Origin of the sequence: Amycolatopsis keratiniphila (genome assembly GCF_000400635.2) — a bacterium.
Lineage (GTDB): Bacteria > Actinomycetota > Actinomycetes > Mycobacteriales > Pseudonocardiaceae > Amycolatopsis > Amycolatopsis keratiniphila.
In genome coordinates this window covers 4,749,980-4,775,885 of sequence record NC_021252.1, presented here as the reverse complement: position 1 = coordinate 4,775,885, position 25,906 = coordinate 4,749,980, and the positions used below count along the sequence as shown (strand labels likewise).

Here is a 25,906-nt window from a genome sequence, read left to right as displayed (position 1 = left end):
AACGCGGGCGCAGCCGTCATACTGCTTCACTCCGACGCGAACGAACCCGTGATGACGCAGATCACGTGGGTGACCGATTCGGAGGGTCCTAGGGTGAAAGCAGACAAGGTGCGGGAGATCGGGGGTGCACGATGAGCGAGTTCGCGGTGAATCTGCGGGACCGGGTACGGCAGGCGAGGGAGGACGTTCAGATCGCGAAGCAGGCCTCTGACGAGGACAGGGCCTCGGCCGTCGGCGCCGATCTGGCCAACCTGGAACGACTGGCCGCCGAACACGGGGTCGACCTGCCGGAGCAGCCCTCGGGTGACGCCCGGGCGTGACCCCGGGTTCCGGGTCGATGATCGGCCTTTGACACCCTGGGGCGTGTGACCGAAAGCCTGAACCGGATCCGCGCCTTCCTGGCGGATCGCGAGCCGCCGACGCCGTGCCTGGTCGTCGACACCGACCTCGTCGCGGAGCGGGCGGCCGCGGTCTCGGCGGCTTTCCCGGGTGCGCTGATCCGTTACGCGGTCAAGGCGAATCCGGCTCCCGAAGTGCTCGACGCGGTGGCGTCGACCGGCGCGGGCTTCGACGTGGCGGGTACGGCGGAAATCGAGCTGTGCCTGTCACGGGGCGCGCGGCCGGCGGAACTGGCGTACGGCAACACGATCAAGAAACCGGCGGACATCGCCTTCGCTTACGCGCGCGGAGTCCGTGAATTCACCACGGACTCCGCCGGTGATCTGGCGAATCTGGCCGAGCACGCGCCCGGTTCGCTGGTCTCGGTCCGCCTGCTGACCGGCGGCCCGGACTCCGTGACGCCGTTCGGCCACAAGTTCGGCTGCGAGCCGGCGGTGGCGGCCGCCCTGCTCCGTCAGGCCGTGGAAGCCGGGCTGCGCCCGGGGATCGCGTTCCACGTCGGCTCGCAGCAGCCGGACCCGGCCGCCTGGGAGATCGGGATCGCGACCGCGGCCAAGGTCGCCGCCGAAGCGGGCGTCGTACTGGAGCGGCTGAACATCGGTGGCGGCTTCGCCACCGAACACCGGGAGCCCGTGCCGTCGCTGACGAACTACGCGACGGCGATCCACGCCGCCCTCGGCGAGCATCTGCCGGAGCCGGAGCTGCTGCTGGAGCCCGGCCGCGTGATCGTCGCCGACGCGGGGCTGATCAGGACCGAAGTCGTCCTGGTGACCACTCGCGCCGCCGCCGACGAACGCCGCTGGGTCTATCTCGACATCGGCAGGTACAACGGAATGGCGGAGTGCGAGAACGAAGCCGTCGCGTATCGGCTGGAGCCCGTCGGCGTTAAGGGACCGGAAGGACCGGTGGTCCTCGCGGGGCCGACCTGCGATGGTGACGACGTGTTGTACCAGCGGACGCCGTGCGCGCTGCCGAGGTCGTTGAAGGCGGGCGACCGGCTGGACATCCCGGGCACCGGGGCGTACACCGCCAGCTATTCTTCCGTCGCTTTCAACGGAATCGAGCCGTTGCGCACCTATTGTGTGGGGAGGTTCGCCGATGCCGGGTGAAGAACCGCTCGTCGGCCGGTTCGCCGGCCGCCACGTACTCGCGGAGTTCGAGGGGATCGAGCCGTCGTTGCTCGACGACGCCGTACTCCTCAAGAAGACCCTCGCCGAAGCTGTGACCGAGGCGGGGGCGACGGTCTGCGAAGTCGTGTCGCATTCCTTTGCCCCGCAAGGGGTCACGGTGCTCGCGCTGCTGGCTGAATCACACGCGTCGGTGCACACCTATCCGGAGATCGGCTCGGTGTTCGTGGACGTGTTCACCTGCGGGGACCGGGCGGATCCGGAGCGCGCGGTCGCGCTGCTGGCGAAAATGCTGGGCGCGGGCACCGTCCGCATGTCCACTGTGGAACGAGGAGAGAACTGATGGCGCAGCGAGTGATCGTCGAGCCGATGGGCGCGGGGCTCACCCGGAACTGGGACGTCGAGGAGGTCCTGTTCGAGGGCCGCACCGCGTTCCAGAACGTCCTCATCGGACGGACCGCGCAGGGGATCTCGCTCTTCTGCGACGACGAACGGCAGAGCACCGAGCTGAGCCAGCTCGTCTACCACGAGGCGTTGATGGTCCCGACACTGCTGCTCGCCGAACGCGTCGAGCGGGTGCTGATCATCGGGTCCAGTGAAGGGGTCGCCTCCCAGCTCGCCGTCGCGGCCGGGGCGGAGGTGGTCGACCACGTCGACATCGACGCCGAGGCGGTGCGTGCCTGCGCCGAACATCTTCCCTACGGCTACACCCTCGACGAACTGGCCCGTGCCGAAGGCGGGGAGGGGAAGATCCGGGTCCACTACCGCGACGGCTGGGAGTTCCTCGCCGAAGCCCAGGAGCGCGGCGACTCCTACGACGTGGTCGTGATCGACCTGCCGGACGAGAACGACGATCCGGCGGCGCAGCACAACCGGTTGTACGGGACCGACTTCCTGGCCCGGTGCACGGCGCTGCTCACCGACGGGGGAGTGGTCGGCTGTCAGGCGGGCTGCCCGACGCTGTGGCGTAACCAGACGCTGATCACGGCGTGGCGCCGGTTCACCGAATCGTTCGGGACGGTGCTCTACTACGGTTCGGACGAGCACGAGTGGGCCTTCCTGACCGGCAGGGCCGACGCGATCGCCGATCCCGGCGCACTCGTCGCGGAGAAGATCGGCAAGGCGGGCATCGGGGAGTCCACTATGGACGAAGACGCGCTGAGGGCGAACACGGTGCCGCCGTTTTCCTTGCGGAGCCACTGAGAACCGGCGGCCGTTACCCCGCCGAGATCAACGGTCGTCGCTGTGCGTGGCGCTCGGTCACAGGATCCTCCATCTGGTCGTTGCCGGGTGTCGCGGTGCGGGCCAGAATCCTTCTAGTGGATAGCCGGGACGCGGAAATCGCCGCCAGAGCAGACAGGGAGCCTGCGGTCTGTGCCGCGTTCGCGAGTTTGACCGCGAGTGTCACGGAAGATCTCGGACCGGACCGGGTCGTGGACACGTTGTCCAGCGAATGCGCACGGCTGCTGCCGATCGATTCCACCGAGGTCTTCCTGCCGGGCGTGGAACTCGAACGCCATGCCGCGGTGGCGGAGGAAGGGCCCGCGCTGGAATCCTTCGAAACCGGGAAGGACGTCGCCGTCCACGACCTTTCCGCCGAGGTCTCACGCTGGCCGGGTTACGTCGCCAGGATGGCGGGGAAGGGCTACGCCGCGGTTTCCGCGCTTCCGTTGCGCACGACGGATGAAACCGTCGGGTCGATCGCCTTCCTCAGTGCCGAAACCGTCGTGCTGAGTGTGGAAGACCGGCGGCTGGGCCGTGCGCTCGCCGACGTCGCGACGCTGTGTCTCCTGCAGCAAAGGGAATTGCGTCATTATCGGACGCTCTCGGCGCAGCTGCAGAAGGCGCTCGACAGCCGGGTCGTCATCGAGCAGGCGAAGGGCATGCTCGCCGAGCGTGCCGGTATCGACCTCGGCACCGCATTCCACCGCATGCGCTCCTACGCCCGCAGTTCGAACAGGAAACTGTCGGACGTCGCGCGCGGCGTCGTCGAAGGAACACTCGACACCCGGAAACTCCTTCGGCCGCGAAAGCGGTGAGGCTGGTAGGGCCGTTGGTCACCGGAACTGGTGACTTGTCCCGGCGATGCGCGACCGTGCGGCCCTAGGGCGCGAGGACGTAATCGGAAAGGCTTCACCCAGAAGAAAGGTGCGGTGGAGTCATGGCGTTGTTGGGAAGCCTACTCGGGAAGAGCCGGTCGGTACGGCCGAGCCTGCTCCCGTTGCTGGAATTGAGGTCGGCGGTGCTGGCGCTGCGATCCGGGCACGCGCTCGCGCCGACGGGTTCGGGGACGGTCTGCTTCGTCGCGGAGGGACGCCCCGGTGCGGGGACGGAGGCGGAGATCATCGCCGGTCTCGCCGGGGATTCCGCCCGCCGCAACGTGGTCACCCACGACGCGCACGGCAGGACGATCGTCCGCTGCTGGCGGGAGAACGGGGACCTCGGCTGGCTGCTCGACGATCTCGTCGACGTCAACGAGAGGCTGGCTCAGGCCGGTTTCGCGTCGTGGCTGCTGCACACGACGGTCGATTTCGCCGAGTTGCGGGACATGCGTCACCCGAGGCTGACGATGGTCTACCGCCGGGAGCGCGGCACGTTCTACCCGTACGCGCCCCGCGGGACCCGCGGCCGGGACAGGGCGATGGAGCTGAAGATCCGCTCGACGCTGACCCGGATCGTGCCGATGGAGTCCGACATCGGCCGGTGGCGCCCGGTATGACAGGCGGAACTCGCGTGCTTGAGGCCGTCACTCGCGTGATTGAAGGCGAAACTCGGGAGTTCCGCCTCCAATCACGCGAGTTCCGGCCTTGATCACGCGTGTGACGGGTTCAGCCGGGTACGCCGCCGAGCCAGCCGCGCAGGCGCTGGACGCGCCGGTCCCTCGGGTTCCATCGCGGGAACCGGCGCCGGGACCGCGTGGCGAGGGCAGCGCCGTCGAGGTGCCGGATGGCGGTCAGGACGTCGTCGAGCAGGGAGGCGTGCGTCTCCGGTTTCGCCACGACCCTCGGCAGCCGTTCGAGTTCGGCGGCGAGGGGGACCCGGCGGGCGGGAGCGCGCGTGCCGGGGCGGCGGCGGGTCTCGCAGATTCTCGTGGTCACGTCCCGGTCACCCTCTTCCCGTGGTCACGGCCGTCCAATTTCGTCACCTACGACGATGAGGTATCGAGGGCCGGTCCGGTCAGCGCCGAAGGTTGTGCCATCGAGGGCACAAAGACCCCACTCGGTCGTCAGGCGGGTACGGCGGGTCACGGGTTGGCGTCGAAACGACATCCGGCTCGGCGGTGGTGGGACAATGCGCCGGCTCGGTGATCGTGAATCCGCACGCGGGTGAATACGGCCGTGGGCGGGATTGATTTCGGGGAATCTGCCGGACAATGGTCCGGCGAGACCACGTTCGACGGAGAAGGTGCATGCCGAACCCGAACTCCCCGCAGCCCATGCCCCCGGCCGCGGCCCCGATCCGGGTGCTGCTCGTCGAGGACCACAAGATGGTGGCCGAAGCCCTGGGTGCGGCCTTCGAGGAGTTCCCGGAGATCGACCTGGTGGCGTCGGTGGAGTCGTTGGCGGACGGCATGATCGCGGCCGAAGAACACTCGCCCGACATCGTGCTGCTCGACCGGCGGCTGCCGGACGGCGACGGGATCGAGGCGATCGCCGGGTTCCGCGCGGTCTCGCCGTCGAGCCGGGTGCTGGTGCTGACCGGCGACGCGAACAGCGCCATCGTCGCCAGGATCCTCGAGGTCGGCGGGGCAGGGCTGCTGTTGAAATCCGGTCTCCTCGACGAGTTGATCGCCGCGATCAGGACCATCGCGGCGGGCGACATGGTCATCGATCCGGAGTTGCTCAGCGGTGCGCTGGCCTTGCTGGGCGGTGGTCCGGGCAGGCTCGGCCCGGTGCTGACCCTGCGGGAGCGGCAGGTGCTCGGGTTGATCGCCGAAGGCGCCGGAACCGACCGGATCGCCGAAGAACTGCGGCTGGCGCGGAATACCGTGCGGAATCACGTGCAGCGGATCCTGGTGAAGACCGGGACCCATTCGAAACTCGAAGCCGTGGTGCACGCACGGAAGAATGGCCTCCTCGAACGGCCGTAGCGGGGAGACGTATCCGAGTGCCAAGCTGCACTATGGCCATGCTGCCATCGGAACAGACGCCCGATCACCGCAGCGCTGTGCTCTTCGAGTTGTTCATGCACAGCGTGGTCGACTATGCCATTTACCTCTTGGACGTCGACGGACGGGTGATCAGCTGGAACCTGGGTGCGGAACGGATCAAGGGGTACACCGAGGACGAGATCCTCGGCCGCCATTTCTCCGTTTTCTACACCGAGGCCGACGTCGCCGACGGCAAACCCGCGGCGGAACTGCTGGTCGCCGCGGAGATGGGGAGCCACGAGGAGGAGGGCTGGCGTGTCCGCCGTGGTGGGTCACGGTTCTGGGCCAACACCGTGATCACCGCGTTGCGGGACGATCAGGGCCGCCTCGTCGGCTTCGGCAAGGTCACCCGTGATCTCACCGAACGCCGGAAAACGCAGGAGGAAAGAACCGAACGGCGACAGGCCTTCGCGCATTTGGTCCGGGCACAGGAAACCGAACGCCGCCGTATCGCGTGGGATGTTCACGACGATTCCATTCAGTCGATGATCGCGGTGAGTATGCGGTTGCAGATGCTCGCCGCACAACGGCGTGATCCGGCTTTGATGCAACTCGACGAAGCGATTCAAGGGGCGATCCGACGATTGCGGATCCTCGTCGCCCAATTGCGCCCGCCCGCGCTGAACGACGAGGATCTGGTCGCCTCCGTCCGCGACTACCTCGACGAGGTCGTCCGCGGCTGGGGGCTCGACTGCACGCTGCGGCACGATCTCACCGTCGAACCGCCGCCCGATCTCGTCGTCACCGCGTTCCGGATTCTCCAGGAGGCGCTGGTGAACGTGCGTAAACACGCGAACGCCCGGTCCGTCGTGGTCTCGCTGACGGGACAGGACGGCGGCCTGCTGGTGACCGTCGCCGACGACGGCGACGGGCTGAAACCGGACGGCGAGAACACGCACGAAACCCTGTCGGGCGAGCACATCGGAATGGCGTCGATGCGCGAACGTGCGGAAGCGGCGCAAGGCTGGTGCCGGATTTCCAGCAGGCCGGGCGAAGGTACGTCGGTGGTCTTCTGGATTCCGCTCGGTCCTCCTCGACCCGCGTGAAGATGAACGAAGGAGGCACTTCGATGCCGGAACCGGGAACCAAACGCGGGTCGAGAGAAGCGGTCCGGGTGGGCGGCGCGATCGACGACCAGGGTCTGCAGCGGCTGCTGGAGGGGCTGAAAGCCGTTCGCGACGGCGATTTCAGCACCCGCCTTCCCCAGGTGGACGACGTCCTGATGGACGAGATGGCGCTCGTCTTCAACGGGATGGTCGATCAGCTGGCGCTGTTCACCTCCGAGGTCACCCGCGTCGCGCGCGAGGTGGGGACCGACGGGAAGCTCGGCGGCCAGGCGGCGGTGCCCTCGGTTTCGGGGACCTGGAAGGACCTCACCGATTCGGTGAACGCGATGGCGGGCAACCTCACGGGCCAGGTCCGTGACATCGCCGAGGTCGCGACCGCGGTGGCGAAGGGCGATCTTTCGCAGAAGATCACCGTCGACGTCAAGGGCGAGATGCTCGAGTTGAAGAACACGATCAACACGATGGTGGATCAGTTGTCGTCGTTCGCCGACGAGGTCACCCGGGTCGCGCGCGAGGTCGGCAGCGAGGGACGGCTGGGCGGGCAGGCGGAAGTCCCCGGGGTCGCCGGGACATGGCGCGATCTGACGACGTCGGTGAACTTCATGGCCGGCAACCTGACCGATCAGGTGCGTTCGATCGCCGAGGTCACCACGGCGGTGGCGAAGGGCGACTTGTCGCAGAAGATCACGGTCGACGCGCGGGGCGAGATCCTGGAGTTGAAGAACACGATCAACACGATGGTGGATCAGTTGTCTTCCTTCGCGGACGAGGTCACCCGCGTGGCCCGCGAGGTCGGCACCGAGGGCGCGCTCGGCGGACAGGCCCAGGTGCCCGGGGTGGCGGGGACGTGGCGGGATCTGACGACTTCGGTGAACTTCATGGCCGGCAACCTCACCGCGCAGGTGCGCTCGATCGCGCAGGTGGCGACGGCGGTGGCGAAGGGCGACCTGTCGCAGAAGATCACCGTGGACGCGCGGGGCGAGATCCTGGAGTTGAAGAACACGATCAACACGATGGTGGATCAGTTGTCGTCGTTCGCCGACGAGGTCACGCGCGTGGCCCGTGAGGTGGGGACGGAGGGACGGCTGGGTGGTCAGGCGGACGTCAAGGGTGTGTCGGGTACGTGGAAGGGCCTGACCGAGTCGGTGAACGTCATGGCCGACAACCTCACGGATCAGGTGCGGTCCATCGCCGAGGTCACCACCGCGGTCGCGAAGGGCGACCTCTCGCAGAAGATCCGCGTCGACGCGCGGGGCGAGATCCTGGAGCTCAAGGACACCATCAACACGATGGTCGGCCAGTTGTCGTCGTTCGCCGACGAGGTCACCCGGGTCGCCCGTGAGGTGGGGACGGAGGGACGGCTGGGTGGTCAGGCGGACGTCAAGGGTGTGTCGGGTACGTGGAAGGGCCTGACCGAGTCGGTCAATGTCATGGCCGACAACCTGACCGACCAGGTGCGGTCCATCGCGCAGGTGGCGACCGCGGTCGCGAGGGGTGACCTGTCCCAGAAGATCACCGTCGAGGCCAAAGGCGAGGTCGCCGCGCTCGCGCAGACGATCAACACGATGGTCGACACGCTGTCCGCCTTCGCGGACGAGGTCACCCGCGTGGCGCGGGAGGTCGGCACCGAGGGCATCCTCGGCGGGCAGGCCAGGGTGCCGAACGTCGCCGGCACCTGGAAGGACCTCACCGACAACGTCAACTCGATGGCGAACAACCTCACCGGCCAGGTCCGCAACATCGCCCAGGTGACCACCGCGGTCGCGCAGGGCGACCTTTCCCGCAAGATCGACGTCGACGCGCGGGGCGAGATCCTGGAACTCAAGACCACCATCAACACGATGGTCGACCAGCTTTCCGCGTTCGCCGCGGAGGTCACCCGCGTGGCCCGTGAAGTCGGCAGCGAAGGGCGGCTCGGCGGTCAGGCCGAGGTCGAAGGCGTGTCGGGCACCTGGAAACGGCTGACGGAGAACGTCAACGAACTCGCCGGCAACCTGACCCGGCAGGTCCGGGCGATCGCCGAGGTGACCAGCGCGGTGGCCACCGGCGACCTCACGCGGTCGATCTCCGTCGAGGCGCAGGGCGAGGTCGCGGAGCTGAAGGACAACATCAACGCGATGGTCCAGTCGCTCCGCGAGACCACGCGGGCGAACGAAGAACAGGACTGGCTCAACACCAACCTGGCCCGCATCTCGGGCCTGATGCAGGGCCACCGGGACCTGCGGGTGGTGGCCACGCTCATCATGAACGAGCTGACCCCGCTGGTCGGCGCCCAGCACGGGACGCTGTTCCTCACCGAATCCGGGGAAGGCGGCACCCGGCTGCGGCTGATCACCAGCTACGGGCACAACGAGGCACCGGACGCGCCGTCGGAGTTCGCGATGGGGCAGTCGCTGATCGGACAGGCCGCGCAGACCAAGAAACCGATCGTGGTCGACCGGACGCCACCGGGCTTCGTGAAGATCTCGTCGAGCCTCGGCTCGGCCCCGCCGGTCACCCTGATCGTGCTGCCGATCGTGTTCGAGGACCAGGTGCTGGGCGTCATCGAACTGGCGTCGTTCGGCGAATTCACCGCCGTCCGCAAGGATTTCCTCGAACAGCTGATGGAGACCATCGGGGTCAACGTCAACACGATCATCGCCAACGCGCGGACCGACTCCCTGCTGGAGGAATCCCAGCGGCTCGCCGAGGAACTGCAGGCCCGCTCCGAGGAGCTCCAAGCGCAGCAGGCGAAACTGCAGGTGTCCAACGCGGAACTGGAGGAGAAGGCCGAACTGCTCGCCAGGCAGAACCGCGACATCGAGGTGAAGAACTTCGAAATCGAGCAGGCCCGCCAGGAGATCGAGGAACGCGCGCAGCAGCTCGCGCTGGCGTCGAAGTACAAGTCGGAGTTCCTGGCCAACATGTCGCACGAACTCCGGACCCCGCTGACCAGCCTGCTGATCCTCGCCGGGGTGCTCTCGCAGAACTCGACCCAGAACCTGACGCCCAAACAGGTCGAGTTCGCGAAGGTGATCCAGTCCGCGGGCACCGACCTGCTGCAGCTGATCAACGACATCCTCGACCTGTCGAAGGTCGAGGCGGGCAAGATGGACATCCACCACGAGCCGTTCCCGCTGCGCCAGCTGCTCGACTACGTCGGCACGACCTTCCGGCCGCTGACCGCGGAAAAGGGGCTCGATTTCCAGGTCACCGTCGAACCCAACGTGCCGGAGCTGCTGTTCACCGACGAGCAGCGGCTGCGGCAGGTGTTGCGGAACCTGTTGTCGAACGCGGTCAAGTTCACCGAAGACGGCAGTGTCGAGCTCCGGGTCAAGATGGTCGACACCGTCGTCTCGCCCTCGGGAGGGCTCCCGCACGAATCCCTGGTGGCCTTCAGCGTCACCGACACCGGGATCGGGATCGCCGAGGAGAACCTCGATTCGATCTTCGGCGCCTTCCAGCAGGCCGACGGCACCACCAGCCGCAAGTACGGCGGCACCGGGCTCGGCCTGTCGATCAGCCGCGAGGTCGCGTACCTGCTCGGCGGCGAGATCCGGGCTGACAGCGTCCTGGGGACCGGCAGCACGTTCACCCTCTACCTGCCGGTGGCCAGGTTCACCGCGCCCGCGAGCCTCGACGAGTCCACTGTGGACAACACGGCCGCGGAGCGACGGGTGCTGGTGGTGGAGAGCGAGCAGAACAGCCTGCTGACCCTCCTCGCCCGCGGGGTCGCGGCCGACATCGCGGACAGCCACGGCTCGGTCCAGGTCCGCGCGGTGTCGGATCCGGCGGAAGCGTTCGAGGAACTGAAACGCGACAGCTACCGCTGCGTCGTGCTCGACACCAGCATCCCCGGGACGAGCGCCTTGACGTTCCTCAAACGACTCGTCGACGGGCCGGATCCGGTCGAGGTCCCGGTGTTGGCGTACGCGACCCGCAAGCTCAGCGCCGCGCAGGACCGCTTGCTGCACGGGCACGCACGGGTGCATCCCGTCGAACTCCTGCCTTCGCTGGACATGCTGCGGGAGCGGATCATGCTGCACATCTCGGCCAGCGAACTCGAAGGCATCCTGCCGCTGATGCGCCAGCCCGAGGTGTCCCCGGAGGGGACGGTGCCCGCCCTGGATCAGCCGTCCGATCCGCCGGCCGGACCGGCGAGGCTGCAGGGGCGCAAGGTGCTGCTCGTCGACGACGACGCCCGCAACGTGTACGCGATCTCGGGAATGCTCGAACTGCACGGACTCTCGGTCGTGCACGCGCCCAACGGCCGCAAGGGCATCGAGGAACTGCTGTCCGACGACGGGATCGACCTGATCCTGATGGACGTGATGATGCCGGAGATGGACGGCCACGCGACGACGGCGGCGATCCGCGAGATGCCGAAGTTCGCCGGCCTGCCGATCATCACCGTGACCGCGAAGGCGATGGAAGGGGACCGCGAGAAGAGCCTCGCCGCCGGGGCGAGCGACTACGTGACCAAACCCGTGAACGCGGAGGAACTCCTGGCTTGTATGGAACGCTGGCTCACGGACTGACGTCCTGGCTACTCGGTCCCGTTGGCGCTGTTCGCGCAGATACGGCGGATGGCCGCGACGATCTCGGTGTTGGGGCTGCCCTTCACGAGGTACTCGGTGACGCCCGCGGACGCCATCTGGGCGATGGAGCGGGTGTCGCTGTGCGCGGAGAACGCCATCAACCGCGTGTGGGGCACCCGCCGCCGGATCTCCCGCGCCATCCACGCGCCGCCACCGCCGGGAATCCGGACGTCCAGCAAGGCGACCTCGGGGGACAGCAGCTCGGCGAGCGCGACCGCTTCGCCGGCGTCCAGCGCGACGGCGACCACTTCGATGTCGGGCTCGGACTCCAGGAGGGCGCGCAGGGCATCGCCGATGACCGGGTTGTCGTCCGCGACGAGCACCCGAAGTCTGGGGGGCGGCGTACGGTTCATCACCCAGTCCGTGCCCGCGCGGTCTGCGGCGCCGGTGGTGGTCGCGGGCCCCCCTCCGAACATGGCGTGACTCAGCAGGAGATCCGGCGGTCGCCTTCGCTCGGCTGCTCGATGAGCGTCCGCGCGACGTCGTGGATCTTCATGTTGTTGTTGCGGCAGAACGAGCGCAGCAGTTCGAACGCGGCGTCGATGTCGATCTGATACCGCTCGGCGAGGATGCCCTTCGCCTGTTCGATGGGAAGCCGGTGATCCAGCGCGTACTGGAGCTGCTCGGCGCGGTTCCGGTAGAAGCGGATGCGGTCGCGCATCGCCACGAGGTCGTCGGCCGGGTCGGGTGAGCCGGACGACGGGGAAGGCGAAAGCGTGGTCTCGGACATGGAGCGATCGTCGCAGCGGCGGGACTGCTCCGGGAAGAACAGAACGTCCTGACTCGAATGATGCAAATGAACCTGGTCCGGTCGGCGGCAGCCACCCGAACGGGCGCGGAACAGGGCCCTTTGGCCTGTCGCAGTGACCGGTCGTGCACCGTACGCTCAGCCGAAGAGGGGGAACCGTGGAGGTCGGAATGCTCCGGGTGTTTCTGGTCGACGACCACGAGGTGGTCCGTCGAGGGGTCGCGGACATGCTCGAGGAGGATGCCGACCTGTGCGTCGTCGGACAGGCCGCGACCTTTTCCCAAGCGCTGGCGAGGATTCCGGCGCTGCGGCCGGACGTCGCGGTGCTCGACGTGCGGCTGCCGGACGGCAACGGCGTCGAACTCGCGCGGGAACTGAGATCCAGGATGCCGGAACTGAAATGCCTGATGCTCACGTCCTACACCGACGAGCAGGCGATGCTGGACGCGATCATGGCGGGCGCGAGCGGCTATGTCATCAAGGACATCCGCGGCATGGACCTGGTGGCGGCGGTGAAGGAGGTCGGCCTCGGCCGGTCGCTGCTGGACGCGAGGGCCGCGGCCACCCTGATGGCGAAGTTCCGCGACGATGCCGCCAAGAAGGGCCCGCTGGCAGGCCTTTCCGATCAGGAACGCACGCTGCTGGAGCTGATCGGCGAAGGGCTGACCAACCGGCAGATCGCCGAGCGGATGTTCCTCGCCGAGAAGACGGTGAAGAACTATGTTTCGCGGTTGCTGACGAAACTCGGGATGCAGCGGCGCACCCAGGCGGCGGTGCTGGCGACCGAACTGCGGCGGCAGTGACGGAACCGGGTGGTACGGCTGGTCGTGAGTGGGCTGAAGGCTCCCTTCACCGCGTCTGATGCGGCGAAGGGAGCCTTCGCCCCGGATTCGCCCTCGCTCAAGCGGAAATGAGCGTATCGAGCAGCACGTCGTCCAACGGGCGGCGCGGCGTCCACGGCAGCGGAGAGCCGTAGCCGAGCCGAAGCAGCACTTGCGGCCACACCCCGCAGCCGAGAATCCGCCGCAGTTCGGCGCGTGCCTCGCGGACCATGATCGGCGGCGAGATGAACGACGCGTCGAGTCCCGCGCCGGTCGCGGTGAGCAGCACCCGTTGCAGGGCCTGGCCTGCCTGGAGCCGGTCGAGCCGGTCGTCGGTCAGCGATCCGATCGCCACCACGAGCGGGGCGGGCCGCGGATCGCCCGCCGTTTCGCCGAATTCGTCAAGCAGCCAGCTTTCGTCGGCAGGGCTGCCTTCCAGCGCATAGGACGGCACACCGTCGCGGACGTTCGCGCCAAGTCCGGTCCAGCGGCCGAGTTCGGCGAGGAAGGCTGGGTCGGCGAGCTGCTCCCGGCGGGCGCGGGTGGTGAGGTCGCGCAGGAGGCGGCACTGCTCGGCGTCGAGGTTCGGCATCCACGCGTGCTCCAGCTCGGTGGCGTGGCGGAGCACGGCGAGCGTCGGTTTCGGGACGACACTGGAGAGGAACGGCCGACGGTTGGTCCGGCGACGGGGGATCGCGCGCGCGAGCCGCACGACCTTCTGATCGGGCATGCGTTCGGCGAGCGGGCGGACGACGGCCAGCAGATCGGGATCGGCGCGGCTGGGCATCAGGGTCGTCGCCGGGTGGAAGCCCAGTGCGTGAATCGCCGTCCGGAGCGTGAACAGGGCGGCACCACACGAGAGCACGAGTTCGCGTCCGTCCGGGTCCGTGACGGGTAAAATACGGCGCGGATCGGCGTGGAGTTCGATCCCGGTGCCGGTACACCGGAAAAGCCACGGCTGGGTGTTGTGCGTCGACGGGGCCAGCATGGCCGACCGGAGCACGGAATTCACCTGTTCGGAGTTCAAACGTCCGACCCTGGTGACTTGTATGGTCATGGTTTCCCCCGCCGCTGCGCCACGGGCAATACGGTTGTCTGATGAGACGGTCCCGCCCGCGGTGCGGGGCCGAAAGAGGAGAAAGTCACCACGGCCGGGAGTCGTCCCGATCTTCGGAGGCGGAGCAGGATGTCGGCTCATGACCGGCTGGGCGGAAGCGACGACCGGATCACCGGCGCCCTGTCCCAGCTGAGGGTTCGTGAGGTGCTGCATGACCTCCAGGACCGCATCGAACGGCTCATCGGAACGCGCGACAAGATGGACGGCCTCCTCGAAGCGGTGCTCGCGGTCGCGTCGGGGCTGGAGCTGGACACGACGCTGCATCGCATCGTGCAGGCGGCGATCGATCTCGGCGAAGCCACTTATGGCGCACTCGGGGTGATCGCGGACGACGGTTCGCTCGCCGAATTCGTCTATCACGGCATCGACGGCGAAACGAAGGAACAGATCGGGCATCTACCGAAAGGTCACGGCCTGCTGGGTTTCGTCATCGACGAGGCGAAACCGGTGCGCCTGGCCGACATCTCCCGGCATCCCGCGTCGGTCGGCTTCCCGCCGTGCCATCCGCCGATGCGTTCGTTCCTCGGCGTGCCGATCCGGGTCCGCGACGAGGTGTTCGGGAATCTCTACCTCACCGAGAAACGCGGGGAAAGTTTCACCGACGACGACGAGGTGGTCGTCCAGGCGCTCGCCGCCGCGGCCGGGATAGCGATCGAGAACGCCCACCTGTACGAGCAGACGCGGATCCGCCAGCGGTGGCAGGCGGCCACCAGCGAGGTCACCACGGAACTGCTGGGTGGCACCGACCCCGTCGACGCGCTCAACCTGATCGCCGGCCGGGCGCTCGAACTCACCGGTTCCGATCTCACTTTGCTGGCACTGCCCGGTTCCGGCAGGCTCGACGTCAGCCCGGACGGTGAGGACGAGGCCGACGAACTCACCATCGCCGTCTGCGCGGGCGCGCGGGCGGCGGAGCTGACCGGGGTCCGGATCTGCGTCGCCACCTCGTTGCCAGGGGCGGTCTACCGCGACCGCACCCCGCGTAGCGTCCCGGAGCTGGTGCTCGGTCCCGACGGGGAGATCGGCCTCGGCCCCACGCTCGTCGTGCCGCTGCGCGCGCGGGAACGGACGTCCGGGGTGCTGATGGCGGTGCGGAACGCGGGAGCGGTCCCGTTCGAGCTCGCCCAGCTGCCGGTGGTGGCCTCGTTCGCCGACCAGGCCGCGCTCGCGCTCCAGCTGGCCGCGCGGCAGCGCACCGCCAGGGAGCTCGACGTGCTCGCCGACCGCGACCGGATCGCCAGGGATCTGCACGACCACGTCATCCAGCGGCTGTTCGCGGTCGGTCTCGCCATGCAGAGCACGCACCGCCGCGCGGACTCGCCGGAACTGCGGCGGCGGATCGGCGAGAGCATCGACCAGATGCACGAGATCGTGCACGAGATCCGCACGGCGATCTTCGATCTCCACGGTGGCGAGGCCGGCCAGCAGGGCGTGCGGCTGCGGCATCGCCTCTACGACTCGATCACCGAACTCACCGACGACACCCCCATCCATCCGACGGTCAGCCTCTCCGGACCGCTCGACTCGATCCCGCTCCCGTTCGCCGAACACGCCGAGGCGGTGGTGCGGGAGACCGTCGGCAACGTGGTCCGGCACGCGCGGGCGAGCGGCGTTTCGGTGAGTGTCGCGGTGAAGGACGACGTCCTGCGGATCGTGGTCACCGACGACGGCACCGGGATCGGCGAGTCCGGTGGGTTCGGCGGGCTGGGGAATCTGCGTGAGCGCGCGGAGAAGGCGGGCGGGACGTTCCGGGCGGAGACGCGCGAAGGGGGCGGAACCAGGATCGACTGGTCCGCCCCCTTGCGCTGACCGGTGTTCAGTTCGTCGACGGGGTGGCGAGGAGCCCGTCGACTTCGATCGAGCGGGCGACGTCGGAGGCGACGGTCTCCAGCAGTTCCGCGGTGAGGTCCGAAAGCGCCCGGGTCACCGCGAGATAGGCCCCGATCTGGGAGGTCGAACCGTTTCTCAGTCCGGCCTCCGCGATTCCGACACCGACGAACTCGCCACCGTCTTCGAGACGGAGCAATGCTTCCGCGCGTACCCGGTACGGCTCGTGCTGCAGGGACACGTCGATGGTCCATTTGTCCGTCATCGTGGGCTCCGTTCCGGTCATCGAGACTCTCATCGCGGCCGTCCGTGGCACAGGGTCCTTGGTCCTCGCTCTCCGCGAATCGGGGGCGAAAGTCCTCGGAACTCGTGACCGGCGGCCGCTGCGGTCGCCGGATACCCCGGAGGATGGTGGATCAACCGTTTTCCTTGGGAGCCCACGATGAAGATCCCGCTGCCGACCCACGTCGACCAGGCGGTGGCGGCCGCCGTCCGCGCGCCGTCCCCGCTCAACACCCAGCCGTGGCGGTTCGTCGTCGACCGGAGGCGGATCGAACTGTGGCTCGATCGCGCCAGGGTGCTGCGGATCGCCGATCCGGACGCCCGCGAGGCGCGGCTTTCATGCGGCGCGGCGTTGTTCAACCTGATCGTTTCGTTGCGGTCCAACGGCAAGACCGTCTCGCTACGGGTGGTGCCGAAGCCGGAGGAGCCGGACCTGCTCGCCGAACTCGTGATCGGTGGCGACCGGTTCTCGTCGCCGGAGGAGCGGAAACTGGCCGAAGTCGTCTTCCGCCGTCACACGAACCGCCGTCCGTTCTCGGATCGGCCGGTACCCGTCTGGGCGCGGACGACGTTGCGCGCGGCGGCGCTGGTGGAAGGCGGGCTGCTGGAACTGTTCGGTCGCGGCGACCGGGCGAACGCGGTCGCGCGCGTGCTGCACCGGGCCGAGGCCGCGCAGGCGCGCAACGGCGCGTTCCAGGCGGAGGTCGCACTGTGGACGCGGCGGACGGCCCACGCGCCGGACGGTGTCCAGGCGCAGACCAGACCGCCGTCGCCGCACGGCATTCCCGCGCAGGAGTCCTTCATCGCCGCCGAACCGGAAGGCGGTGAGCCGGTGCTCGGCGCGGTCCTCACCGCCGACGGCGGGCCCGCCGCGGACCTGCGGGCGGGAATGGTGCTGCAGCGGGTACTGCTGACCGCGACGGCCGCCGGTCTCGCGACGTCGTTCGTCGGCAGGCCGTTCGAAACCCCGGAGACCCGGGCGGCGATGGACCGGGTGTTCGCCGACCTCGGCCGTCCGCACGCCGTGCTGCGCTTCGGATACGGCCGCCCGGCCCCGATGACGGCACGCCGTCCGATGGGTGAAGTGCTGTTCCGGCGGTCCGAGGCGAGCCTCTGAGCAGAGTCACCTCGTCGACATCCACGTTTCCGACCGCCGCCACCCACCGGTCATCCCGGACGGGTTCGGTCTGGGTATGAAGATCATGCGGAAATCCTTGGTGGCGCTGGCCATCGCGGGCCTTTCGGTCGCGGCGTCCGCGCCGGCGGTGGCGGACGCGGACGCCGCCGGGTGCGATCGCGGCTCGATCGTCATCACCGAGCAGGCGTCCAAGCGGATCCTGGTCCTGCCCGCCGACCGGGCCTCCTGGCGGGAGCGGAAGGTGCGCTGGGCGTGGGCACCGAACGCCGCCAACGGGCTGGCGGACCTGGCGGGCTCCTGGAGCAACCCGAGCGACGCGAAGCTCGCCGAACGAGGCGGCGAGAAGTATCTGCTGACGTCGGCGTCGGGTGGTTTCGCGGCCGTCGTGCCGTACCCGGCGGGCGACCGGGCGTACTGGGCCGCGAACGTGGGCGGCCCGGCCAATCCGCACAGCATCGAACTGCTGCCGGACGGGAACGTCGCGGTGGCGGCCAGCACCGGCGGCTGGGTGCGGGTCTACACCGCTTCACAGGGGCAGCGCTCGACGACCTACACCGAATACCGGCTGGTGGGGGCGCACGGCGTGGTGTGGGACGCCGGCCGGAACGTGTTGTGGGCCCTGGGCACGGACGCGCTCGTCGCGTTGAGCGTCGGCGGGACGCCCGCCGCTCCGGTGCTCACCGAGCAGCGGTCCGTCCCGGTGCCGGCCAAGGGCGGGCACGACCTCCAGCCGGTCCCGGACCGGCCGGATCTGCTGTGGGTGACGACGGAAGCGGGCGTGTACCAGTTCTCGAAGACGAGTGGTGGGTTCAGCCAGCGCTACGCGGGCGCCCGGGAGATTGACCGGCCGCATGTGAAGAGCGTGTCGACGAACCCGCGGACCGGGCAGATCCTGACGGCGTCGGTGCAGGAAGGTCACCTGTGCACCTGGTGCACGGACACCGTCCGGCTGGCCTTTCCACGCGCCGAGCTGGCGCTGCACGGCGCGTGGATCTACAAGGCCCGCTGGTGGATCGGTTGAGCTGAACTTCCATGTCGGTACCGGCCGTTCGGGGGGCTGCCCGGCCGGTACCGACACACCAGAGAAGAGGGGACCTCGCCGCGAGAATGACGCGTCGCCGCGTCTTTCACCTGACCGAGTGAATCGGCCTGCTCGGCGCGCGGCGTTGACCCATTCGGGGTATACGCCTCACCCGAGGAAGGTCCGCAACTCGTCGACGACGGTCCGCGGCTGCTCCTCGGCGACGAAGTGGCCCGAACCGGCCACCTTCCGCACCCGGACGTCGGCCGCCTTGGACGGCAGGACGGCGGCGAGGTAGTCGTAGTTGAACTCCGAGCCCAGCCCCAGCATGGGCGCGGTGATCTTCCCGTACGCCTTCTGATCCTCGATGTCCTGGCCGAAAGCCTGGTACCAGCCGTTCCCGGCGCGGATGGCGTCCGGGCGGTCGTACGCGGCGGCGTAGATGGCCCGGTCCCGGCTCCCGATCGAGGCCGGGTCGGCCGCCAGGTGGTCGAACATCCAGTCGACGAGGAAGCGAGACCGGCCGGCAAGCAGCTGTTCGGGCAGCGTCGCGACCTGGTTGAAGGCGAACCACCAGACGTTCACCGGCTGCCCGGGCGGCGCCAGCATCGGCAGCTGGTACAGGCTTTCGTCGGGGTGGGAGACGTCCATGAGCGTGACGGTCTTCGTGGCTTCGGCGTGGTTGGCGGCGAAGGCGAACGCGACCATGGCGCCGATGTCGTGCCCGGCGATATGCGCCTGCCGGTGGCCCAGCGCGCGGACGAGTTCGAAGATGTCGCGGGCCATCGTCTTCTTGTCGTAACCGCCTTGGGGCTTGTCCGAGCCGCCCATTCCCCGCAGGTCGACGGCGATCACGCGATACCGCTTCGCCAGCTCCGGCATGACCTTGCGGTACTGCCACCAGGTCTCCGGCCAGCCCGGCAGCAGGATCAGCGGTTCACCCCGGCCGCCGGCGACGTAGTGCAGCCGGACCCCGTTGACCTGGGCGTACTCGCTGCGGAAACCACCGGGCAGCGACCGCGCGAGTTCGGCGTCGGAGGCGGACGGCCTGCTCGCCTCGGCGATGCCACCCGACGCCACCAGCGCGGCCGCGGCCCCCGCGCCGAGGGTGAGCATGGACCGGCGGTTGAGGAAGGAACGGCTGTTTTCGGTCATGTCCTGATCGTGGCCCGGCCGCGGCACCCGCCGTGAGTGGTGTTTTCGCCAACCGGGGTCTGTTTCAGGACAGGATGGGTTCCGGCACGCCCAGCCTGGTCCCGAACGTCTCCCGATACGACACCGGCGTGACTCCGACCTGGCGGCGGAAATGCGGCCGGAGCGCTGCGGACGAGGAGAACCCGCAGTACCTGGCGATCTCGTCGACCGGGAGATCGGTGGATTCGAGCAGTTGCTGCGCGCGGATGACGCGCTGATGCGTGAGCCACGTGCCGGGTGCGGCGCCGGTGATCTCGCGGAACCGGCGGTCGTAGTTGCGCCTGCTCATATGCGCCCGCCTGGCGAGTTCGTCGACCGGGAGCGCCGTGTCCAGCCTGGTCAGCGCCCAGGCCATCGTCTCCGACACCGGGTCGCCCTCGTCGAGTTCCGGCATCGGCGATTCGATGTACTGCGCCTGCCCGCCGGGCCGGTGTGGTGGGACGACCATGCCCTTCGCCAGCCGGTTCGCCACCTCCGCGCCGCACCAGGAGCGGATCAGATGCAGGCCGAGGTCCATACCCGCCGCGCCGCCGCCCGCGGTGAGGATGTCGCCGTCGTCGATGTAGAGCACCGACTCGTCGAGACGGACGGCGGGGAACCGGGCCGCGAGCAGTGGCGCCATCGCCCAGTGCGTGGTCGCGGGGCGCCCGTCGAGCAGTCCGGCGGCGGCCAGCACGAAGGCTCCGCTGCACAGTCCGGCCACCCGGGCACCGCGGTCGTGCGCCGAGCGGAGAGCCGCCAGCGCCGCTTCCGGCGGATCCTCCATCGGCGACCGCCAGTTGGGGACCAGCACCAGGTCCGCGTTCCGGACCGCGTCGAGGTCTTCGGGGACCGGGACGGTCAGGCCGCCGCCCCGCAACGCGGTGCCCGGTTCGCCGCCGACGACCTTGAGGTCGAGGTCGGGCAGCTCGCCGAAGGCCGAAGCCATCTCGAACACGCCGAACGCGAAGGACATCGCGCCGAGCGACGCCCCGTTGAAGACCACCACGGCCAGCCGTCTCATGGGGCGATTCTAGGGAGACCCGACCTGCGATGGAGCCGGTTTTCGACTGTCCGAAGGGGACGGTAGATTCCTCGCGCACCAGCCGGCCGGGGGAAGGAACCGTCGATGTCGTATCCGCAGGGACCGCAGGGGCCGCAGTGGCATCCGCAGCAGTATCCCCAGCAGCAGTACCCGCCGCAGGGTTATCCGCAGCAGGGGTACCCGCCGCCGAAGAAGGGCAACGGTCTGCTGATCGGCTTGATCGCCGGCGGTGGCGCGCTCGTGGTGGTCGTCTTCGTGATCCTCGCGTTCGTCGCGCCCGGGTTCCTGCTGAGTGACAGCAAGTCTTCGAGCTCGGCCAAGGCGACGCAGACCCCGTTGCAGCTCAACTGGGGCCCGGTGCTCGCGGGCAAGTTCATCCTCGCGGTGTTCGGCGACGAGCCCGACAAGGCCGCCGAGTCGGCCTGTGCGGACGCCAAGGACAAGGTCCGTCAGGCCGCGAAGGAGTACGGCGACCGCAACGCGTCGCTCAGCGCGAAGGATCCTCGCGAGGTGAGCCCAGACCTGATCATGGTGACGATGACCGGCACCCTGGACCGGACCGAGCCCCACAACGGGACGATGGAGGTCCGGCGAGAGGCGGGCGACAAGTACTGCATCTCCTCGGTCTCGCCCGTTCCCGCGGGGTGAGTCAGGGGAGCAGCCCCGCCCGGCGCGCGTGCGTGACGGCCTGCAACCGCGAGGTCGCGTCGAGTTTGCGCATCGCGTCCCGCAGGTAGCTCTTGACCGTCTCCGCGGTCAGGCCCAGCCGATGTGCGATCTCGGCGTTCGTCAGCCCGAGCGCGACGAGCGAGACTGTGTCCAGCTCCCGCGGCGCGAGGCGCAGTGCCGGGGAAACCGCGCCGGTGAGGTTCTCGCATACCGCGTCGAGGCGGTCGCGGAGAACGCCGTCGCCGATCTGGCCGGAGAGCGCCCGTAATTCCGCGTAGACCTCGCGGAGGCGCTCACGCGGCGCGGCCTCCTCGCGGTGTTCGGCCAGCGGCTGTGCCTCGGCCAGCCGTTTCTCGATCTCGTCTTCGACGGCCAGCGTCTGTTCGAGGTCGCGCGCGGCGTGCAGGGCGGCGGTGATGGTCCGGTCGGAAAGGGTCGCCTCGTCGCGCAGGCCGCCGTAGAGCACGGCGCGGACGCGACGGCGCACGACGACCGGGATGGCGACCACCGAGTGGATCCCCTCGTCGCGGACCGGCTCGTCGTAGTCGTGACTGATCGTGGTGGCGCGGTGGTAGTCGTTGGCGACCACCGGTCGGGTCAGCGCGAGCGCCTTGCCGCCGAGGCCGCAGCCCGCGCGGACGGACAGGCCGTTCAGCGCGGTGCCCCGGTTGCCGAGGAACGCGGTCAGCCGCATCCGCGGCGAGGTGCCGGCGATCCCGGCGAAACCGACCGGCAGGCCGGTGTCCCGGCGCAGGTCCGAGACCGCGCCGAGCAGCTGGGCGTCGTCGACCGGCATCGGCTCACCCTCCTCGGTGATCCCCCTCGATCGGGGGTGGTGGGCAGGCCGGGCCCGCCCGCACGATTTCCGAACTGTACGCCTTCGCCACGTCCCGGGAGAAACGATGACCGAAGCTCACGTCCGGCGGTTGCTCGAGGTCTACGACGACGAGCGGGCCAGTGCGGCGACGCTGTTGTGCGACCGGCATCCGGCGGAGGGGGTCGCGTTCACCGTGGTCGAGGCGGATCTGACCAGTGTGGACCTCACTTACGGCGAGCTGCGTGAACGGTCGGAACGGTTCGCCGGGGCGCTGCTCGAACTCGGGGTCGGGCCAGGGGACCGGGTGGCGACGCTGATGGGCAAGTCCGCGGAACTCGTGGTGGCACTGCTCGCGATCTGGCGGCTGGGCGCGGTGCATGTCCCGCTGTTCACCGCGTTCGCGCCGCCCGCCATCGCGCTGCGCATCACCGGCAACGGCACGAAGGTCGTCATCGCCGACGCCGGTCAGCGTTCGAAGCTGACGCCGTCCGCCGATCTGCCCGCCGACCCGTCGCGGCGGATCGTGGTGGTCGGTGACGGCGAGGACGGCGACCTGTCGTTCCGCGAGATGCTGGCCGCCGCCGCGCCGCTGTCGGGAGCCGCGGAGACCGGTGGTGCCGGGGTCCTGGTCGAGCTGTTCACCTCCGGGACCACGGGCACGCCCAAAGCCGTCCCGATTCCCCTCCGCGCGCTCGCGGGTTTCCAGGCGTACCAGGACTTCGCGCTCGACGTCCGCGCCGACGACGTGTTCTGGAACGCCGCCGACCCGGGCTGGGCCTACGGTCTGTACTACGCGATCATGACCCCGATGGCGACCGGCAGGCGGAGCCTGTTGCTGCACGCGGGTTTCTCGGCCGAGCTGACCTGGGCGGTGCTGGAAAAGTACGACGTCACCAACTTCGCCGCCGCGCCCACGGTGTACCGCGCGCTCCGGAACTCGGCCGCCCCGGTGCCGGACGGCCTGCGGCTGCGGCACTGTTCGTCGGCGGGCGAACCGCTGACCCCGGACGTCCTGGAGTGGGCGGAGTCGAAGCTCGGTGTCGGCGTTTACGACCACTATGGACAGACGGAACTCGGCATGGTGGTCGGCAACGCGTGGCATCCGGATCTCCGCTCGGAGGTCAAGCCCGGTTCGATGGGACGGGTCCTGCCGGGCTTCGCCGTCGAGGTCCTCCGCGAAGACGCCGACGTGGTGGCCGAGCCGGGCGAACGCGGACGCGTCGCCGTGGACCTCTCGGCGAGTCCGCTGGTGTGGTTCCGCGGCTACCGCGACGCCCCCGAGCGCACCGCCGCGCGATTCAGCCCTGACGGCCGTTGGTACTACACCGGCGACGTGGCCGCCAAGGACGCCTCCGGTTACCTCACCTTCGCGTCGCGGGACGACGACGTCATCCTGATGGCCGGCTACCGCATCGGCCCGTTCGACGTGGAAAGCGTTCTGCAGCAGCATTCCGCGGTGGCCGAATGCGCCGTGATCGGTGTCCCGGACGAGCTGCGCGGCGAGGTCGTCGTGGCGTACGTGGTGGCGCGCGACGGCGTTTCCGCCGATGCCGCACTGGTTTCCGAACTGCAGCAGCTGGTGAAGACCCGGTTCGCCGCGCACGCCTATCCGCGTGAGGTGCGTTTCGTGCCGGAGTTGCCCAAGACACCCAGCGGGAAGATCCAGCGATTCCTCCTGCGGAAGCGGCACTCGAGCGCGAAACTCGCGTGATCGGAGGCGTAACTCGCGTGATTGGGGGCGGAACACCGTCTTACGCCCTCAATCACGCGTGATTCGCCTTCAAACACGCGAGTTGCGGGTCGGCTCACTGATCGATCGGCCAGGTTTCGTCCCGTAGCAACCGTTTGAGCACCTTTCCGGTCGCGTTCCGGGGCAGTTCCTCGACGAAGTACACGTCCCGCGGGACCGCGAAGCGGGCCAGCCGGTGGTGGATGTAGGCGCGGACGTCGTCCGCGCTCATCCGCGCGCCGCGTTTCGGCACGATGTACGCCGCGAACCGTTGCCCGAACTCGCGGTCCGGCACGCCGATCACGGCGGCTTCGTGGACGCCGGGCAGGGCGACGATGGCCTCCTCGACCGGGCGCGGGGACACGTTCTCCCCACCGGACACGATCATTTCGTCCGCTCGGCCGGTGACGAAGAGGCGGCCGGCGGCGTCCTGGTAACCGACGTCGCCGGTCGCCATCAGGTTCTCCGCCCGGGGCACGCTGGCGCCGTCGGTGTAGCCCTCGAACAGCATGTCGTTGCCGACGAAGATCTGTCCCTCCCAGCCCGGCGGGACGCGGTTGTGGTCGTCGTCGAGGATGGCGACCCGGGTGCCCGGCGGGCAGCGGCCCGCGGTGGTCGGCGCGGCGCGCAGGTCCTCCGGCGTGGCGATGCTGGCCCACGAAACCTCTGTGGAGCCGTAGAAGTTGTAGAGCACGTCGCCGAAGGTGTCCATGAACTCGGTGACGATCGTGCCCGGCAGCGCGGATCCGCTGCTGGCGACGATCCGCAGCGACGAGAGGTCGTAGCGGGTGCGGATCCGTTCGGGCAGGTCGAGAATGCGCTGCAACATGATGGGCACGGCGAACAGCACACCGCACCGATGTTCGGCGATGGTCCGCAGGATCTCTTCGGCGTCGAACCGGCGGATCAGCGACAGCGACGCCCGCACGGCCATCCCGATCTGCATTCCGGCGAGCCCCCAACTGTGGAACAGCGGGGCGGCCACGACGAAACGGTCTCCGGAATGGAGCGGAATGCGGTCGAGCATGGCTGCCGACGTCGACAGTCCCTTCGGCGTCGGACGGCGTGCGCCTTTCGGAGTTCCGGTGGTGCCCGAGGTCAGGACGACGAGCCTGCCGATCCGGTCCACCGGTTTGAGTTTGGTGGCGGGCACCCCGGCGATGAACTGATCGATCGTCGGGTAGCCGTTCTCGGTCTCCGGCCAAGTGGACAACCGCAGGAAATCGCCGGGGATGTCGGCGATGATCCGCGAGAACTCGTCGTCGGCGAGCACCGCGACCGGTTTGTGCAGCCCGATCACGTCCGCGACCGCGCCGGCGGAAAGTCCGGTGTTGAGCAGGATCGCGTCCACCCCGAGTTTGCTGCACGCGATCAGCGACTCGACCATCGCGGCGTGATTGCGGCACAGCAAGGCGATCCGGTCGCGGGCGCGCACGCCGCGGGCCGCCAGCGCGTTCGCGAGCTGATTGCTGCGATCGGCCGCCTGCTTGAACGTCCGGACGTTGCGTTCGTCGTGCAGCGCGACTTCTTCGGGGACGCGGGCGGCGTTGGCCGAGTAGCCGCCGGCGACGGTGGCGCCCCACTGCGAAAGCGAGGTGAGCTGCCGCGCGATCTTGTCCGGCCGCGCGGCCGCGAGCACTCCGGCCTTGATCAGCGTGCTCGCCGTGTGCAGCGTGGTGGCCTTGGTGTGCGCCGGTTCGTCCTGGGGTGACGCCGCCCGGCCCGAAAGGTGCAGATCGATCCGCCGGGCCGCTGCGCGGACTGTGCGTTTGAAGGACGCGGCGGACACGAGAGGGGAGTGCGGCGCGGGAAGCATCAGCTGCGCGAGGAGTTCCGTGCCGCCATCCGGAGCCTGCCGCAGCTCGACCGAGACCCAGATGCCGTCGTTCTCGACGCCGCACCACACGACGTGCTCGCCCGGCCGCCAGACGCGGGCCTCGATGTCGCCGACGACGAGCGTTCCCGGCCGCGGTTCCAGCCGGACAAGGCATTTCGGGCCGCGCCCGCGTTCGGCGGGACGCTGGATCTCGCACCAGCTGATCTCCGCGACGAACCTCGAGTAGGACTCGGGATCGCCGATCACTTCCCAAACCTGGCCGGGGGAATGCCCGAGAATCGAGCTCGCCTGGACCACATCGTCTCGCATGCGATTCGCCTCACCACGCGCGTTCGGGTGTTGACCGGGCAGCTGCCGGCGCC

At 69.0% G+C, this 25,906-nt stretch carries 24 protein-coding genes; 15 read left to right on the top strand and 9 right to left on the bottom strand.

Annotated features, from left to right (window positions below):
* Positions 1-131 precede the first annotated feature (131 nt).
* The 6 genes from AORI_RS62760 to pspAB all read left to right on the top strand — a co-directional run bounded on the left by AORI_RS62760 (position 132) and on the right by pspAB (position 4,245).
* Positions 132-320, top strand: coding sequence for a hypothetical protein (locus AORI_RS62760; protein WP_016334698.1), 189 nt, complete (start codon positions 132-134; stop codon positions 318-320).
* A 45-nt stretch (positions 321-365) separates the two neighbouring features.
* On the top strand, positions 366-1,508 hold the full coding sequence (locus AORI_RS62755) for a type III PLP-dependent enzyme (protein WP_016334697.1): 1,143 nt from the start codon (positions 366-368) through the stop codon (positions 1,506-1,508).
* The gene (speD, locus tag AORI_RS62750; RefSeq protein WP_016334696.1) at positions 1,498-1,869 is read left to right on the top strand and encodes an adenosylmethionine decarboxylase; all 372 of its coding nucleotides are present in this window, start codon (positions 1,498-1,500) and stop codon (positions 1,867-1,869) included. The genes AORI_RS62755 and speD overlap by 11 nt, the downstream gene beginning before the upstream one ends.
* The gene (locus tag AORI_RS62745; protein ID WP_016334695.1) at positions 1,869-2,729 is read left to right on the top strand and encodes a spermidine synthase; all 861 of its coding nucleotides are present in this window, start codon (positions 1,869-1,871) and stop codon (positions 2,727-2,729) included. The genes speD and AORI_RS62745 overlap by 1 nt, the downstream gene beginning before the upstream one ends.
* Before the next feature lie 188 nt (positions 2,730-2,917).
* Positions 2,918-3,565 (top strand): GAF and ANTAR domain-containing protein, encoded by a 648-nt coding sequence (locus tag AORI_RS62740; RefSeq protein ID WP_016334694.1) that lies wholly within the window; start codon positions 2,918-2,920, stop codon positions 3,563-3,565.
* A 122-nt stretch (positions 3,566-3,687) separates the two neighbouring features.
* A complete protein-coding gene (gene pspAB / locus AORI_RS62735; protein ID WP_016334693.1) occupies positions 3,688-4,245 on the top strand; it encodes a PspA-associated protein PspAB in 558 nt (185 codons plus the stop codon).
* A 109-nt stretch (positions 4,246-4,354) separates the two neighbouring features.
* On the opposite strand, the gene AORI_RS62730 is transcribed toward pspAB, so the two are convergent.
* Positions 4,355-4,624, bottom strand: coding sequence for a hypothetical protein (locus tag AORI_RS62730; protein WP_016334692.1), 270 nt, complete (start codon positions 4,622-4,624; stop codon positions 4,355-4,357).
* Positions 4,625-4,935: 311 nt separating this feature from the next.
* Between AORI_RS62730 and AORI_RS62725 the strand changes: the two genes are divergently transcribed.
* Genes AORI_RS62725 through AORI_RS62715 form a run of 3 tightly spaced genes read left to right on the top strand, consistent with a single transcriptional unit; the run spans position 4,936 to position 11,260 of the window.
* Positions 4,936-5,616 carry a response regulator gene (locus AORI_RS62725; RefSeq protein WP_016334691.1) on the top strand — a complete coding sequence of 227 codons (681 nt, stop codon included), beginning with the start codon at positions 4,936-4,938 and terminating at the stop codon, positions 5,614-5,616.
* A 32-nt stretch (positions 5,617-5,648) separates the two neighbouring features.
* Entirely contained in the window at positions 5,649-6,722 is a 1,074-nt protein-coding gene (locus AORI_RS62720; protein ID WP_016334690.1) for a PAS domain-containing sensor histidine kinase, read from the top strand.
* Positions 6,723-6,745: 23 nt separating this feature from the next.
* A complete protein-coding gene (locus AORI_RS62715) occupies positions 6,746-11,260 on the top strand; it encodes a HAMP domain-containing protein (RefSeq protein ID WP_016334689.1) in 4,515 nt (1,504 codons plus the stop codon).
* Between the two features lie 8 nt (positions 11,261-11,268).
* Here AORI_RS62715 and AORI_RS62710 read toward each other — a convergent pair whose 3' ends face one another.
* On the bottom strand, positions 11,269-11,643 hold the full coding sequence (locus tag AORI_RS62710; protein ID WP_043848877.1) for a response regulator: 375 nt from the start codon (positions 11,641-11,643) through the stop codon (positions 11,269-11,271).
* Between the two features lie 101 nt (positions 11,644-11,744).
* Positions 11,745-12,050, bottom strand: coding sequence for an ANTAR domain-containing protein (locus AORI_RS62705; RefSeq protein ID WP_016334687.1), 306 nt, complete (start codon positions 12,048-12,050; stop codon positions 11,745-11,747).
* Between the two features lie 188 nt (positions 12,051-12,238).
* On the opposite strand from AORI_RS62705, the gene AORI_RS62700 reads away from it, so the two are divergent.
* On the top strand, positions 12,239-12,871 hold the full coding sequence (locus AORI_RS62700; RefSeq protein ID WP_016334686.1) for a response regulator: 633 nt from the start codon (positions 12,239-12,241) through the stop codon (positions 12,869-12,871).
* A gap of 97 nt (positions 12,872-12,968) precedes the next feature.
* Here the strand turns inward: AORI_RS62700 and AORI_RS62695 are convergent, their stop codons facing one another.
* Positions 12,969-13,946, bottom strand: a complete 978-nt coding sequence (locus AORI_RS62695; RefSeq protein WP_081809684.1) for an Acg family FMN-binding oxidoreductase — start codon at positions 13,944-13,946, stop codon at positions 12,969-12,971.
* A gap of 129 nt (positions 13,947-14,075) precedes the next feature.
* Here AORI_RS62695 and AORI_RS62690 point away from each other — a divergent pair, with 129 nt between their 5' ends.
* On the top strand, positions 14,076-15,815 hold the full coding sequence (locus AORI_RS62690) for a sensor histidine kinase (protein ID WP_016334684.1): 1,740 nt from the start codon (positions 14,076-14,078) through the stop codon (positions 15,813-15,815).
* Between the two features lie 7 nt (positions 15,816-15,822).
* Here AORI_RS62690 and AORI_RS62685 read toward each other — a convergent pair whose 3' ends face one another.
* A complete protein-coding gene (locus tag AORI_RS62685; RefSeq protein ID WP_228688146.1) occupies positions 15,823-16,098 on the bottom strand; it encodes a dsRBD fold-containing protein in 276 nt (91 codons plus the stop codon).
* 177 nt (positions 16,099-16,275) lie between these two features.
* Here AORI_RS62685 and AORI_RS62680 point away from each other — a divergent pair, with 177 nt between their 5' ends.
* Both AORI_RS62680 and AORI_RS62675 read left to right on the top strand, forming a co-directional pair.
* On the top strand, positions 16,276-17,232 hold the full coding sequence (locus AORI_RS62680) for an Acg family FMN-binding oxidoreductase (RefSeq protein ID WP_016334682.1): 957 nt from the start codon (positions 16,276-16,278) through the stop codon (positions 17,230-17,232).
* Positions 17,233-17,308: 76 nt separating this feature from the next.
* Complete coding sequence (locus AORI_RS62675; protein ID WP_016334681.1) at positions 17,309-18,274, top strand: DUF6528 family protein; 966 nt, start codon at positions 17,309-17,311, stop codon at positions 18,272-18,274.
* A gap of 168 nt (positions 18,275-18,442) precedes the next feature.
* Here AORI_RS62675 and AORI_RS62670 read toward each other — a convergent pair whose 3' ends face one another.
* A complete protein-coding gene (locus AORI_RS62670; RefSeq protein WP_043848875.1) occupies positions 18,443-19,429 on the bottom strand; it encodes an alpha/beta fold hydrolase in 987 nt (328 codons plus the stop codon).
* 64 nt (positions 19,430-19,493) lie between these two features.
* On the bottom strand, positions 19,494-20,471 hold the full coding sequence (locus AORI_RS62665) for a GlxA family transcriptional regulator (protein WP_016334679.1): 978 nt from the start codon (positions 20,469-20,471) through the stop codon (positions 19,494-19,496).
* Between the two features lie 105 nt (positions 20,472-20,576).
* Between AORI_RS62665 and AORI_RS62660 the strand changes: the two genes are divergently transcribed.
* Positions 20,577-21,140 carry a hypothetical protein gene (locus tag AORI_RS62660; RefSeq protein ID WP_016334678.1) on the top strand — a complete coding sequence of 188 codons (564 nt, stop codon included), beginning with the start codon at positions 20,577-20,579 and terminating at the stop codon, positions 21,138-21,140.
* A 1-nt stretch (position 21,141) separates the two neighbouring features.
* Here the strand turns inward: AORI_RS62660 and AORI_RS62655 are convergent, their stop codons facing one another.
* Positions 21,142-21,957, bottom strand: coding sequence for a helix-turn-helix transcriptional regulator (locus AORI_RS62655; RefSeq protein ID WP_016334677.1), 816 nt, complete (start codon positions 21,955-21,957; stop codon positions 21,142-21,144).
* A 106-nt stretch (positions 21,958-22,063) separates the two neighbouring features.
* On the opposite strand from AORI_RS62655, the gene AORI_RS62650 reads away from it, so the two are divergent.
* A complete protein-coding gene (locus AORI_RS62650; protein WP_016334676.1) occupies positions 22,064-23,689 on the top strand; it encodes an AMP-binding protein in 1,626 nt (541 codons plus the stop codon).
* A 94-nt stretch (positions 23,690-23,783) separates the two neighbouring features.
* Here AORI_RS62650 and AORI_RS62645 read toward each other — a convergent pair whose 3' ends face one another.
* On the bottom strand, positions 23,784-25,853 hold the full coding sequence (locus AORI_RS62645) for an AMP-binding protein (RefSeq protein ID WP_016334675.1): 2,070 nt from the start codon (positions 25,851-25,853) through the stop codon (positions 23,784-23,786).
* Positions 25,854-25,906 lie beyond the last annotated feature (53 nt).